13 protein-coding genes are annotated in these 12,341 nt (G+C 71.8%); 6 read left to right on the forward strand and 7 right to left on the reverse strand.

Annotation, left to right across the window (positions count from 1 at the left end):
* Positions 1-147 precede the first annotated feature (147 nt).
* Positions 148-450 carry a hypothetical protein gene (locus KDK95_RS17150; RefSeq protein ID WP_212519193.1) on the reverse strand — a complete coding sequence of 101 codons (303 nt, stop codon included), beginning with the start codon at positions 448-450 and terminating at the stop codon, positions 148-150.
* A gap of 1 nt (position 451) precedes the next feature.
* On the opposite strand from KDK95_RS17150, the gene KDK95_RS17155 reads away from it, so the two are divergent.
* Positions 452-709 (forward strand): hypothetical protein, encoded by a 258-nt coding sequence (locus KDK95_RS17155; RefSeq protein WP_212519194.1) that lies wholly within the window; start codon positions 452-454, stop codon positions 707-709.
* 104 nt (positions 710-813) lie between these two features.
* Here KDK95_RS17155 and KDK95_RS17160 read toward each other — a convergent pair whose 3' ends face one another.
* Positions 814-1,860 (reverse strand): glycerophosphodiester phosphodiesterase, encoded by a 1,047-nt coding sequence (locus KDK95_RS17160; RefSeq protein WP_212519195.1) that lies wholly within the window; start codon positions 1,858-1,860, stop codon positions 814-816.
* A gap of 186 nt (positions 1,861-2,046) precedes the next feature.
* Here KDK95_RS17160 and KDK95_RS17165 point away from each other — a divergent pair, with 186 nt between their 5' ends.
* The gene (locus KDK95_RS17165) at positions 2,047-3,291 is read left to right on the forward strand and encodes an FIST signal transduction protein (protein WP_212519196.1); all 1,245 of its coding nucleotides are present in this window, start codon (positions 2,047-2,049) and stop codon (positions 3,289-3,291) included.
* Between the two features lie 51 nt (positions 3,292-3,342).
* The gene (locus tag KDK95_RS17170; protein WP_212519197.1) at positions 3,343-4,299 is read left to right on the forward strand and encodes an ROK family protein; all 957 of its coding nucleotides are present in this window, start codon (positions 3,343-3,345) and stop codon (positions 4,297-4,299) included.
* A gap of 119 nt (positions 4,300-4,418) precedes the next feature.
* Here KDK95_RS17170 and KDK95_RS17175 read toward each other — a convergent pair whose 3' ends face one another.
* Positions 4,419-6,020, reverse strand: coding sequence for an MDR family MFS transporter (locus tag KDK95_RS17175; RefSeq protein ID WP_212519198.1), 1,602 nt, complete (start codon positions 6,018-6,020; stop codon positions 4,419-4,421).
* Between the two features lie 72 nt (positions 6,021-6,092).
* The gene (locus KDK95_RS17180; protein ID WP_212519199.1) at positions 6,093-6,608 is read right to left on the reverse strand and encodes a MarR family winged helix-turn-helix transcriptional regulator; all 516 of its coding nucleotides are present in this window, start codon (positions 6,606-6,608) and stop codon (positions 6,093-6,095) included.
* A gap of 168 nt (positions 6,609-6,776) precedes the next feature.
* Between KDK95_RS17180 and ilvA the strand changes: the two genes are divergently transcribed.
* From ilvA to dapC, 3 genes are all read left to right on the forward strand, one after another.
* A complete protein-coding gene (gene ilvA / locus KDK95_RS17185; protein WP_212519200.1) occupies positions 6,777-7,991 on the forward strand; it encodes a threonine ammonia-lyase in 1,215 nt (404 codons plus the stop codon).
* Between the two features lie 150 nt (positions 7,992-8,141).
* Positions 8,142-8,468, forward strand: a complete 327-nt coding sequence (fdxA, locus tag KDK95_RS17190; protein ID WP_212519201.1) for a ferredoxin — start codon at positions 8,142-8,144, stop codon at positions 8,466-8,468.
* A gap of 4 nt (positions 8,469-8,472) precedes the next feature.
* Entirely contained in the window at positions 8,473-9,585 is a 1,113-nt protein-coding gene (gene dapC, locus KDK95_RS17195) for a succinyldiaminopimelate transaminase (protein ID WP_307844417.1), read from the forward strand.
* Between the two features lie 160 nt (positions 9,586-9,745).
* On the opposite strand, the gene KDK95_RS17200 is transcribed toward dapC, so the two are convergent.
* The 3 genes from KDK95_RS17200 to KDK95_RS17210 form a co-directional block, all read right to left on the reverse strand.
* Complete coding sequence (locus KDK95_RS17200) at positions 9,746-10,126, reverse strand: hypothetical protein (RefSeq protein WP_212519202.1); 381 nt, start codon at positions 10,124-10,126, stop codon at positions 9,746-9,748.
* A gap of 225 nt (positions 10,127-10,351) precedes the next feature.
* The gene (locus tag KDK95_RS17205) at positions 10,352-11,101 is read right to left on the reverse strand and encodes a hypothetical protein (RefSeq protein ID WP_212519203.1); all 750 of its coding nucleotides are present in this window, start codon (positions 11,099-11,101) and stop codon (positions 10,352-10,354) included.
* Positions 11,102-11,271: 170 nt separating this feature from the next.
* Complete coding sequence (locus tag KDK95_RS17210) at positions 11,272-12,231, reverse strand: hypothetical protein (protein WP_212519204.1); 960 nt, start codon at positions 12,229-12,231, stop codon at positions 11,272-11,274.
* Positions 12,232-12,341: the final 110 nt, after the last annotated feature.

Below are 12,341 nucleotides of genomic sequence, written 5' to 3' on the forward strand. Positions count from 1 at the left end.
GACCGAGACGATTCCGAAGGTTCGGGGTCCTCGGCCGAACCGTGGATCGGGTGCGGCGGGCAGTGGCTCGGCCGTCGGGGCGGTGGGGCTGTCCGGTGGTTCCGGCGGCGGCTCCGGAGCCGGCCCGGGCTCGAACTCCGGGACGCGTCACGCGCCGAAGAAGCCCAAGGCGGCGCTGCTGATCGGCGCGGGAATCGGCGTCGTGGTGGTCATCGCGCTGGTGATCGCGATCTCGTCCGGGTCCTCGGGCAAGTCGAACACGGCGACCTCGGGCAGCATCGGGACGTCGACCGCGTCCGCTTCCGCTGCCGCCTCCGCGTCCGGGGCATCGGGTGCGGGTGCGGGCGGTTCGGCGTCGGCTTCGTCGGGGGCGACCTCCGGTTCCGGCGGTTCGACCTCGACGGCTACGGCCGGCGCCGGGACGGTGACCTTCCCCTCGACGCTGACCACGGTGCCCGCCTCGGCGAGCCAGGCGGTGCAGCAGATCGAGTCCGTGGTGAACCAGGCCAAGGGCGAGCTCACCAGCACGCAGCAGGCGCAGCTGAACCAGGTCATCAGCACCCTGAAGCAGGAGATCGGCTCCGGTCAGTCGCTCTCGACCGGGATGACCCAGTTCTGGGCCCTGCTGCACTCGAACGAGCTGCCGACCTCGCTCAACACGTACCTCACGCAGTACGCCGAGTACCTGTCGGCCAGCCAGGGGAGCTGACGCGGCATCCCTCACCCGTTCGGCCGATTCGCGCGGAGTTCTCAAGTCCGCCTAAGCCGACGGATCCGTCTACTCCGACGATCCGTCTGCTCCGGCGGATCCGTCTACTCCGACGAATCGGCCGAACAGGGGATTGGTGCCCAGCGCAGGTAGTTCGTCGCCCAGTTGGTGGCGATGGCTTCTACGCCCTCGGCGCGCAGTTTCTGCCACTGGGCGCGCTCGGACGGTGTCCAGGTCCAGACCCGCAGGCCCGTGCTGCGCCACGACGTTATCTCGGCCGCGTCGAGCGTGCGGAAGTCTATGTACAGGAGGTGCGCGCCCACCGCGGTGACCTGCCGGGACGTCGGGAGGGTCTTCTTGCCGATGGTCTCGTAGAGGTACGCCAGCTCGACGTTCGGCGAGGCGGCGTGGAGCGCGCGCAGGTCCGCGAGGCTCCAGCCTGCGACTATGACCCGCCCGGCGTAGCCGGAGCGTTGGATCACCTGGGCCAGGTTCGCGAAGTCCCGTTGCGGTGCCGTGCCCGTGCCCGTGCCCGTGCCCGTGCCCGTGCCGGCGTCCGCGGCGAGGTAAGGGTCCGCCTCCATCTGGATCACGATCGGCTTGCCGGTCGGCGCGACCTTTGCGAGCAGCTGCGCCAGCGTGTCCGGGTGGACGGCCGGGTCTATACGGCCCGACTTCGTGTCACCCGCGTAGCCGCGTGCGTCGAGGGCGACGTACTGCGCGGCGGTCAGGCCGGCGATCGGCGTTTGCGGGCGGGTCTCGGAAGTCGTCCGGTTCACGGTCGCGTCGTGCAGTGCTACGGGGACGCCGTCACTCGTCCAGCGGACGTCTACGTTGAGGTACGTCACTCCTGCGGCCGAAGCGTCGAGCTCGGCCTGCCAGGTGTTCTCGGGGAGGTTCTTCCCATCGCCGGTTTCGCCGCGGTGCGCGATCAGCGCGGGGGCGTCGCAGCGCGCGCTCACGGGGGCGGCCGCCTGGGTCTCCACGTAGTGCACGCCGGTCGCGCTCTCGGCGGGGGGAGTGCCGTGGCGGGCGACGGCGGTGGGCCGGCCGGTGCCGCCGGAGCCGCCGCACGCGCACGCGCAGCCCAGCATCGCGCCGATGCCCAGCAGGCCGGCGGTCAGGCGCGCACGCCTCCGTGTCCCGTTCAACGGACGTTCACCACTCCCCGACGCCGTGCCGCTCCCGATTTGAGATCTCCGCCCCACGGTAGTGACCGGACATTCTCAGCCTGTGCCGCTTTCACCCGCGTTCCGGGACGGTTCCGTCACAAGTCTGTAAGCGCGTTTGTCAGCGCGCTGAACTGAGTTCGGCTCACCGGGTGAGATCATTCCGCCATGAGCCGATTCGGTGCGGCCCTCGCCGCAGACTCCGACGCCGCCCGGGCCGCCCGGCGCGCGGCGCACGGGGCGCTCGGCCGGGTCGCGGGCGCGCCCGACCTGGTGGTGGTCACCGCGGCGCTGGCCGATCCGGAGGCCGCGGATGCGGTCGCCGCGGCCGTGGCCGAGCAGGTGGCGGCCACCGGCAACGACCGCTGCGCCGTGGTCGGCACGATGGCCGAGGCGGTGATGGGGGAGACCAGCCTCGGCGAGGCGCTGGAGCCCGGTCAGACCTCCGTCGCGGTCTGGGCGGCGCGGCTGCCCGGGGGCAGGGTGAGGCCGTTCCGGCTGCATTCGCACCGAGAAGCACGGCCGTTTGAAGGAATGTCAGCGGATTTCCCCCCGAATGGCGCAATCGCCATCGGCGGACTGCCGGAGCCGTGGCCCGACGAGCGCGCCGCGCTGCTGTTCGCCGATCCGTACAGCTTCCCGATCGACGGCTTCCTGGCGCGATGCAACACCTTGCTGCCCGGTCTGCCCTTCGTCGGCGGCCTCGCGCCCGGGCCCGCGGGCTACGGCTCGGCGCGGCTGCTGCTCGGATCCGAGGCGTACGCGACCGGCGCGGTCGGCGTGCTGCTCGGCGGCGACGTGCACACGGCGATCGCGGTGAGCCAGGGCTGCCGGGCGATCGGCCCGGCGATGACGGTCACGGCCGCGGAGGGCGACGTGCTGCTCGGCCTGGCCGGGCGCCCCGCCTACGGACGGCTGCTCGAGATCCTGCGCGAGCTGCCCGAGGAGGTGCGCGAGCAGGCCTCGACCGGCCTGCACCTCGGCATCGCGCTCAACGAGTACGCCGAGTTCCACGACAGCGGCGACTTCCTGATCCGCGGCGTCGTCGACGTGCTGCCGGAACGCGACGCGATCCGGGTCGGCGACCGCGTCGAGGTCGGCCAGACCGTGCGCTTCCAGGTCCGCGACGCGGCGAGCGCGGCCGGCCAGCTGCGCGCGGTGCTGCGCGAGACGCGCCGCCGTCCGGGCTGCGCGTCGATCGGCGGCGCGCTGCTGGTCTCCTGCCACGGCCGGGCCGCCGGGCTCTTCCCGCCGCCCTTCGGCGCCGCCCACGACCTGCGGACGGTCTGCGCCGAACTCGGCACCGGGGCCGTCGCCGGCTTCTTCGGGACCGGCGAGATCGGCCCGGTCGGCGGCCGCAACCACCTGCACGGCTACACCGCCTCGGTGCTGGCGTTCGCAGAGACCGAATGACCCGGACGGCGGCTCGCCGCGGGCATCCGCTCCTCCGTTAAGCTGCCTGACATGCAGCAGCGGGCGGTCCTGGCGATCGACATCGGTGGTACGAAGCTGGCCGTGGGCATCGTGGACGAGGAGGGCCGCGTCCTGGAGACCCGCCGCGCGCCCAACCCGAATCCGCCGGTCGGCGACGGCGAGGCGGTGCTGCGTGCCCTGCTCGCGCTGATCGATCAGCTGGAGGCCGACCGCCGCGAGCTGATCGGCGTCGGCGTCGGCTGCGGCGGCCCGATGAAGTGGCCGGCCGGCGAGGTCTCCCCGCTGAACATCCCGACCTGGCGCGACTTCCCGCTGCGCGACCGGCTGGCCGAGGAGTTCGGGCTGCCGGTGCACATCCACAACGACGCGATCTGCCTGGCCGTGGCAGAGCACTGGCGCGGCGCCGGGACGGGTGTCGACAACGTGCTCGGCATGGTGGTCTCCACCGGCGTCGGCGGCGGGCTGATCCTCGGCGGGCGGCTGATCGACGGGGCCACCGGCAACGCCGGGCACATCGGACACGCGATCGTGCACGAGTTCGAGCCGCGGTGCCGCTGCGGCGCGATCGGCTGCCTGGAGGCGATCGCCTCGGGGCCGAACCTCGCCGACTGGGCCCACGGCCAGGGCTGGCGGCCGGGGCATCCGCTGGATCAGCGCAGCGGCCAGGACCTCGTCGAGGACGCGCGGCGCGGAGACCCGATCGCGCTCACCGCGATGCGCCGGGCCGGGCGCGCGCTGGGCATCGGCATCGCCACCGCGACGACGCTGTGCGACCTGCAGGTCGTGGCGATCGGCGGCGGGCTCTCGCAGGCCGGGCCGCTGCTGTTCGACCCGCTCGAGGCCTCGATGCGGGAGCGGGTCGGGCTCGACTACGCCCGCGCGGTGCGTGTCGTCCCGGCCGGGCTCGGCCAGGAATCAGGGCTCGTCGGCGCCGCCGCGCTGATCCTGCGGCCGGACCGCTATTGGTCCGCCGAGGGCAAGGGCTAAAGGCCCGAACGGATCGGAGAACACGAGGACGGCCCCCGCGATCCGCGGGGGCCGTCCTCATGAGGTGCGCCGGGGCTAAGGCCTGCGAGCCGGCCGGGCGCCGGCCCGCCGGTCCCTCGTCAGTGCACGGCGGGGGACGGGGCGAGTTCCTCGCTCCCGGCGTCCGCGCCGGTGTCCTTCGCCGGGCTCGGGGCGCCCGGCTTGCGCAGCGCGACCTGCTTGAGGAACAGGCTCAGCACGAACGCGACCACCATGATCCCGGCGGCGGTCTCGAAGACCACCGACATGGCGCCGGTGAAGTCCCGCAGCACGGTGTCGAACAGGTCCTTGATGCCGTGCTGCGCGGCCGCCGCGCTCTCCTGCAGCAGGGAGGTGCGGCTGAGGCTGGTGCCGCCGCCGCTGTTGGTCAGCTGGCTGGAGGCGGAGCCCGGCAGGTCGTGCTTGAGGTAGGCGACCAGCCGGTTGCTCAGGATCGCGCCGAAGATCGCGGTGCCGAACGAGCTGCCCATGTTCCGGAAGAACAGGTTGCTCGAGGTGCCGGTGCCGATGTCCTTGAACGGCAGCGCGTTCTGCACGGCCAGCGTGAGCACCGGCATCGTCATGCCGAGGCCGAGGCCCAGGACCAGCATGTACAGGCCGCGGTCGAGCGCCGAGGTGTGCACGCCGAGCCGGGACATCAGGAACATGCCGAGCACGGCGATCGCCGAGCCGATGATCGGGAACGGCTTGTACTTGCCGATCTTCGAGATCGCGATACCGGTGGCCATCGCCGCCGGGCCCACGCCGAGCATCATCGGCAGGATCGCCAGGCCGGCGCCGGTCGCCGAGTAGCCCACCACGAACTGCAGGTAGACGCTCAGGTAGGTCAGCGAGCCCATCATGGTGATGCCGACGACGAGCGCCATGCTGTTCGCGATCGTGAAGACCCGGTTGCGGAACAGGTGCATCGGGATGATCGGCTCGCTCGCGATCTTCGCCTCCCAGAAGACGAACAGCACGGTCAGCGCGATGCCGCCGGCGAACAGCGAGACGACCTGCCAGGAGCCCCAGGCCTCCTCGCCGTTGGCGCCGAGCTGGGTGGCGAGCAGCAGGCCGCAGGCGGCGAGCGTGATCAGCGCGGCGCCGGCGTAGTCGATCTTGTGCTTGACGTGCGTCTCGGTGACGTGCAGGACGGCCGAGATGACGATCAGCGCGACCGCGCCGACCGGGATGTTGACATAGAAGATCCAGCGCCAGCCGCTGATGCCGAGGATGTGCGAGTGGTCGGTGAAGAAGCCGCCGATCAGCGGGCCGATGACCATCGCGAACATGAAGGTCGCGGTGAAGTAGCCCTGGTACTTGCCCCGCTCGGCCGGGCTGACGACCTGTCCGATGATCGTGAAGACCAGCGCCATCAGGCCGCCGCCGCCGAGGCCCTGCACGGCGCGGAAGGCGATCAGCTCGGGCATGTTCGCGGACATGCCGCTGAGCACGGATCCGGCCAGGAACAGCACGATGGAGAAGATGAAGATCTTCTTCGGGCCGAACAGGTCGGCCAGCTTGCCGTAGATCGGCGCGACCGCGGTCGAGGCCAGCAGGTACGAGGTCACGACCCAGGGCATCTCGGCCGAGCCGTTCGCCCTGTCCAGGTCGTTGACGATCGTCAGCAGCGCGGTGGACACGATGGTCTGGTCCAGCGCGGCCAGCAGCAGGGCCAGCATCAGGCCGCTGAAGATGACCATGATCTGGCGGTGGGTCAGTACCTTTTGCTCCGCGTGAGGCACGGTCGGTGATATTGCTTCTGACATGGTGGTTCATGCCCCCTTCGGGTGAGTCTCGGCGATCGCGGCCCGGTGGAGCGCGCGTACCGCTTCGGGGTCCGGCATCTCGATCGGCGTGTTCATGCCCAGGTCGCCGGCGAGCCGCTCGGCGAGCTGGGACAGGGTCCTGGCGTCCTCGGCGCTCCAGTGGCCCACGGCGACGGCGAGCCGCTCGATCCGGCGCCGCCACATCTCGGCGACGTGGTCCACGCCCTCGTCGGTCAGCGCGAGCCGGTGCGCCCGCCGGTCGGCCGGGTCGGCGACCTTGACGAGCCGGCCCGCGTCCTCCTGGAAGCGGGCGTGCCGGCTGACCGTGGACAGGTCGAGGTTGGTGTGCTGCGCGATCTCTGAAGGGCGCGAGGGCCCGCGCCGGAAGAGCACGCCGAGGACCATCGACGCGCCGTGGTCGATCTCCTCGGAATCCGAGTAGAAGCGCTTGAGCCCATGCACGGTGGCGCCGATCGCGCAGATCAGAGTCACCAGGTCGTCCTCGGACAGCTTCTCGCCCATGGGCCCGCCTCCCCTCAGTTTGCTTGTATGGTGCAAGCATACGAGCCGTTGCTTGTACTCTGCAACTAAATGAGGGGTAACGGCCGACATCGTTATTTCCCTGTTACGCGGCCGGCCGCGCGGCGAACCGGTCCCAACATGTGGACGTGAAGGACGTAGCCTGGTGCCGTGTCCAACCCCGTCACCCTCGCCGAGATCCGCGCGGCGCGAGACCTGCTCGCCGAGATCACCCGGAGCACCCCGCTGGCCTGGTCCCGGCCGCTGTCCGAGAGCTTCGGCGGCCCGGTCTGGTTCAAGTGCGAGAACCTGCAGCGCGCCGGCTCCTTCAAAGTCCGCGGCGCCTATGTCCGGATCCACAACCTGCCCGAGCACGAGCGGGCCCGCGGCGTGGTCGCGGCCAGCGCCGGCAACCACGCGCAGGGCGTCGCGCTCGCCGCGACGCTCCATCAGATCCCGTCCACCGTTTTCATGCCCGAGGGCGCGCCGCTGCCCAAGGTCGCGGCCACCGAGTCCTACGGCGCGCAGGTGCGCTTCGCCGGGACGACCGTGGACCAGGCGCTGATCGCCGCCCGCGAGTACGCCGACGAGACCGGCGCCGCGTTCATCCACCCGTTCGACCACCCGGATGTGATCGCGGGTCAGGGCACCGTCGCGCTGGAGATCCTGGAGCAGTGCCCGGACGTGAACACGGTGCTCGTCGGGCTCGGCGGCGGCGGTCTGCTCTCCGGCATGGCGACCGCCTTCCAGGCTCTGCGGCCGCAGACCCGGGTGATCGGGGTGCAGGCCGCGTCCGCCACCTCGTGGGAGCCCTCGCTCAAGGCCGGCGAGCCGGTGTCGATCGACGGGATGGCCACGATGGCCGACGGGATCGCCGTGGGCCGTCCCGGCGAGCTGACCTTCGAGGTCGTCCAGGACTGCGGGGTCGAGGTGCGCACCGTCTCCGAGGAGGCGATCTCGCGCGCGCTGCTGCTCCTGCTTGAGCGCAACAAGCTGGTCGTCGAGCCGGCCGGGGCCGTGGGCGTGGCCGCGCTGCTCGAGCCGCTGGAGAAGTTCGAGCCGCCGATCGTCGCCGTGCTCTCCGGCGGCAACGTCGACCCGCTGCTGCTGCTCCGGCTGATCCGGCACGGCCTGGCCGCCGCCGGCCGCTTCCTGTCGCTGCGGCTGCGCGTGCAGGACCGGCCCGGCGCGCTGGCCCGGCTGCTGTCCGAGATCGCCGCCGCGGACGCCAACGTGGTCGACGTCGAGCACGGCCGGATGGCGCCGAACCTGGCGATAGGGGAGGTCGAGGTCGGGCTCACCGTCGAGACCCGCGGCGCCTCGCACGCCGCGACGGTGCTCAAGCGGCTGCACGACGCGCGGTACCGCATCGAATCCTCGCAATGACCGCCGGTTGTGACGATACGTCCCACAGTTTGGGCTAAGTGGACCCTAGCTTGGACCTGAACAAGGCCAGGCGTGATACTGGACCGACGTGAAAAGTGACAGGACCGGGTACGCGCTGCGAACCCGGCCCGCAGCCAGGAGGATCCGGACGTGACCTACGTCATCGCGCTGCCGTGCGTGGATGTGAAGGACAAGGCCTGCATCGAGGAGTGCCCGGTCGACTGCATCTACGAGGGCGAGCGCTCGCTCTACATCCACCCGGACGAGTGCGTCGACTGCGGTGCCTGCGAGCCGGTCTGCCCGGTCGAGGCGATCTTCTACGAGGACGACACGCCGGACCAGTGGAAGGACTTCTACAAGGCGAACGTGGAGTTCTTCGAGGACCTCGGCTCCCCGGGCGGGGCCTCCAAGCTGGGCCAGATCGCCAAGGACCACCCGATCGTGGCCGCGCTGCCGCCGCAGGGCGGGGAGCACTAGGCACGTGCCGACGCTCGCCGACCGCCTGCCGCCCTTTCCCTGGGACCGGCTCGCCCCCTATGCGCAGAAGGCCGACGCCCATCCGGGCGGACGCGTCGACCTGTCCGTCGGGACGCCGGTCGACCCGGTGCCCGCGGTGGTCCGCGAGGCGCTGATCGAGGCCGCGGACTGGCCGGGCTACCCGGCCACCCGCGGCACCGACGCGCTGCGCGAGGCCGCCCTCGGCTGGATGCGGCGGGCGATCGGCGTCGGGCTCGAGGGTGACGCGCAGCCGGGCGTGCTGCCGGTGATCGGCTCCAAGGAGCTGGTCGCCGGCCTGCCGGCGCTGCTCGCGCTCGGCCCCGGCGACCGGGTCGCCTACCCCGTCCCGGCCTACCCGACGTACGAGATCGGCGCGCTGCTGACCGGCTCCGAGCCCGTCCCGACCCCGTTCGGGCAGCTGCCGGACGCGTCGGGGGCGGCGCCGAGGCTGGTCTGGCTCAACAGTCCGGCCAATCCGCACGGCCGCGTGCTCACCCTCGAGGAGCTGCGCGCGGCGGTGGCCTGGGCCCGCGGGCACGGCGCCGTCGTCGTCTCCGACGAGTGCTACATCACGCTGGACTGGGACGACTCCGCCAAGCCGGTCTCGATCCTGCACCCGGACGTGTGCGGCGGGGACCACACCGGGCTGCTCGCACTGCACTCGCTGTCCAAGCGCTCGAACCTGGCCGGCTATCGGGCGGCTTTCCTGGCCGGGGACCCGGGCCTGCTCAAGGACCTGCTGCTGGTCCGGATGCACGGCGGCATGATCATGCCGGGCCCGGTGCAGGCGGCGATGGCCGCGGCGCTGAACGACGACGCGCACGCCGCCGCGCAGAAGGAGCTCTACCGCGCCCGCCGGACGGCGCTGCGCGCGGCGCTGGAGGGCGCGGGCTTCCGGATCGACCACTCCCAGGCCGGGCTCTACCTGTGGGCGACCCGGGGCGAGCCGTGCTGGGAGACGATCGGCTCGCTCGCCGAGCTGGGCATCCTGGCCGCCCCCGGCGAGATCTACGGTCCGGGCGGCGAGCAGCACGTCCGGCTCGCGCTCACGGCCACCGACGAGCGGATCGCCGCCGCCGTGCGGCGGCTTGGCTGAGCCGCCGTCAGCCGGCCTCCGCAGGACGGAGAAAGGGCCTGGCGGCGCACCGATCGGTGCGCCGCCAGGCCCTTTCGTCGGCCGTGCGGCGGATCTTCCCGCACCGCCTTGTTCAGGTCGCGGCCGACCCAGGTGGCCGTCGACATGCGGTGCGCTGCGATCAGGCCTTGTGCTTGGCGACGTAGGCCTGCGCGGGGAGCTGCTGGGCGGCCTGCTCGACCGGCGCGGCGGCCTGCGCCGGCGCGTCGGCGGCGCTGCTCTGGCCGCCGACCAGCGGCAGGTTCTGGACGGCGCCGCCGACGACCGGCAGGTTCTGCACCGGCAGGGTGGAGAGCGGGTTGCCGCCGTTGACCGAGCCCAGCATGCCGTTGACCGGGATGGCGTCGCCGACGGGCAGGCCCTGGGCCAGGGTGCCGACGGCGGGCAGGGAGCCGACGACCGGCAGGCTGTCGGCCTGCGCGCTGGCGGCCGCGACGACCGGGACCGCGATGGCGGCGGTGACGGCGGCGGCAGAGGCGATACGGCGTCCGGCGTGACTCATGGTGTTTCCTCTTCGTCAGTGAACTGGGGAACGACGGGGCTGTGCATTTCTCGTTCGTTCACGGGGATTTACGAGTGGGATTGGCCCGAGGTTGCGGTTCGCCGTGGTAACGATTCGGTAAATAGGCGAGTCTTGGAAAGCGGATGTCCAGCCACCGAACAATAGGCGGATATGCAAAGCGGCCCGTCCCGCGGAGGGGACGGGCCGCCGGGCGCGAGGGCGCCGCTACAGGCCGCTGGCCGCGCCGACGGTGCCGAGCACCGGGCTGTCGTTCCCCAGCATCGCGCTGACCGGGACCGCGCCGGTGACGTCGCCGACGGTGCCGAGGTCCGGGACCTGCGAGTGGCTCAGCGCGGCGGTCATGTCGCCGACCGTGGGCACGCCCGCCTGCTTGAGCTGCGCGACGACCGGAGCCGCGTGGCCGACGACGCCGCTGGTCAGCTCCATGCCCTTGGCGCCGAAGCCGTTCGTCAGCGTGCCGACGGCGCCGCCCTGCAGTGTGCTCGGCACGAGCTGCGACGGCTCGCCCGCGAGGCCCGGCACCACCTCGTGCACCACGCCGCCCTCCGGCGTCAGGCCGCTCACCGGTGTGGAGGCGGCGAGCTGCTCGGCCAGCTGGGTGGCCTTCGCCGAGAGGTCGGCGCTCTCGGCCCCGGCGTCGTCGGCGGACCGCGCCGAGCGCGTCTGCCCGGGCGTGGAGAGGCCGCCGGCCAGGCCGTTCTGCAGGCCGGCGGCGCCCAGCGAGGAGGCCGCCTCGCCGGTGAGCGACCCGGCGATCGGCAGCACGCCGGTCGCGGGGCCGGAGACCGAGTTGGCCCCGAGCGGCGAGGTCGCGTGGACCGGCACCGAGATCGGTGAGTCCGCGAACGCGCTTCCGGCGGCCGCCAGCGGCAGCGCCCCGGCCGTGATCACGGCGGCGCCGGCGGCGAGGTTGCGGGCCGTGCCGCGGGTCGGTTTGCGGTGTTTCCCTGCCATGGTGCGGCTCCTGTTCGGCTGAGCACAGAACGAGTTGACACCGTCTTATCGGAGCAGGGGTGCTTCAGGTTGCGGTTCAGAAAGGTAAAGAAATGATAACTTCGGCCCGCGGGGAAATCGACGTCACATATGCCATATGTGTTTTACGGCAGGTTGGACGTGAATACCGGTCAGGAGCCCTGGGTCATCGTGAGCACGACGCGGCCGGCCGGCGCGTCCGCGGAGGAGGCGCTCTGCCAGCTGTTCGAGTTGTTCGACGCGGACCAGGTCTTCCCGTCGTAGCCGACCTGCGTGATGCCCAGGGCCTCCGCCTTGGAGACGGCCCAGTTGGCGTACGCCCAGCCGCGCTCGGTCGCCGCCGTGCCGCTCAGCGAGGTCGGCACCACCAGCGAGAAGGTGCGCGCGCTGCCCGAGACGTTCGAGATCGACGCCGAGCCCCACTGCTTCTGCGCGTCGGCGACCACGGACTGGCCGAGCGTGGTCAGCCCGGAGGAGCCGGTGGCCTGTGCGGAGAAGGTCGGCCCGTCCAGCGTGCAGGTCAGCGCGGCGCCGGCGGTCCCGGTGAACACCGAGGTGAGCACCTTCGCCTCGTCCTCGTGCGTGGCGTACGCGTTTGGGTAGGCGGAGTGCTGCACGTCCTGCGCGGCCACGGTCAGCGCCAGGTTCTCCCAGTTCGAGACCTTCAGCAGCGCGTCGTAGAACTGCGTGGACGAGTACGTCGTGTCCATGATCTCGGCCGCGGTGCCCCAGCCCTCGGACGGCCGCTGCTGGAACAGGCCCAGCGAGTCCCGGTCGCCGCCGGTGACGTTGTAGAACTTGGACTCCTGCCGCGCGGTCGCCTCGGCGATCTCGATCCCGTACGACGGCACGCCCAGCTTCACCCCGACGGCCGCGATCGTCGACGCGTTCTGCATCTGCTCCAGATCGTAGGTGTAGCTCTCGTTGTTCGACGTGGCCACGCACTGCGCCGTGTTGAACAGCGAGATCCCGCCGAGCTTGTGCAGCAGCCAGATGCCGACCCCGGCCAGCACGCCCGCCACCACGAGCACCACGACCAGCCCGATCAGGCAGCCGCCGCGCTTGTTCCCCGCCGGCGAGCCCCCGGACGTCATGGTGCTGGTACGGGACACGCGGATCCTCTCGCCCGCCGCGCGCGGCGGCCCTGCCGAAACCACCGCCCGGCGGTGGCCGGGCGATCTCCTCGCCCACACCGTATTGGATTCCGCGTGCCGAACGGTTC

This window comes from Actinospica acidithermotolerans, from assembly GCF_018139625.1.
GTDB classification, from domain to species: Bacteria; Actinomycetota; Actinomycetes; order Streptomycetales; family Catenulisporaceae; genus Actinospica; species Actinospica acidithermotolerans.